General features: G+C 59.0%; 1 protein-coding gene. It reads right to left on the bottom strand.

The window, feature by feature from the left end; all coding sequences use genetic code 11:
* The coding region (locus tag ACLD1Y_RS31585) for a hypothetical protein (RefSeq protein ID WP_429481545.1) at positions 1-778 on the bottom strand (778 nt) is incomplete at both ends.

Genomic DNA, 778 nt, shown 5'->3' with positions numbered 1-778 from the left:
ATCGGTAACCGTCAGGTCGATCTTCGGCAGCTGGTTGCCGGCGTTGACGAAGTCAGCACCTGCTTTGGTCAGCACAACATTGTTGCCGGAGATGCTGTAGTAGCCAGCCGCGTTGCTGTTGCCGGTGAAGGAGATGGTCAGGCCAGCACGTGGAGTTTCTTCGTCGGTCGCGGTGAAGGTACCGGCGACGGTGCCCACTGCGGCAGAGTTTTCTTCCAGAGTGTTGGCGACAACGGTGATCACCGGCACGTCGTTATGCAGGTTGACCACTGGCTGAGCGTTGTTGCTGGAGTGCAGACCTTCAGGATCAGTAACGGTCAGGTCGATCTTCGGCAGCTGGTTGCCCGCGTTGACGAAGTCAGCACCGGCTTTGGTCAGCACGACGTTGTTGCCGGAGATGCTGTAGTAGCCAGCAGCGTTGCTGTTGCCGGTGAAGGTGATCGTCAGGCCAGCGCGTGGAGTTTCTTCGTCGGTTGCGGTGAAGGTACCGGCGACGGTGCCCACGGCGGCAGAGTTTTCTTCCAGGGTGTTAGCGACCACAGTGATGACCGGCACATCGTTGTGCAGGTTAACCACTGGCTGAGCGTTGTTGCTGGAGTGCAGACCTTCAGGATCAGTAACGGTCAGGTCGATCTTCGGCAGCTGGTTGCCGGCGTTGACGAAGTCCGCACCTGCTTTGGTCAGCACGACGTTGTTGCCGGAGATGCTGTAGTAGCCCGCCGAGTTGCTGTTGCCGGTGAAGGTGATCGTCAGGCCAGCACGTGGAGTTTCTTCGTCG

Source organism: Pseudomonas sp. 18175 (genome assembly GCF_050432925.1).
GTDB lineage: Bacteria > Pseudomonadota > Gammaproteobacteria > Pseudomonadales > Pseudomonadaceae > Aquipseudomonas.
This window is presented reverse-complemented; position numbering and strand designations above follow the sequence as displayed.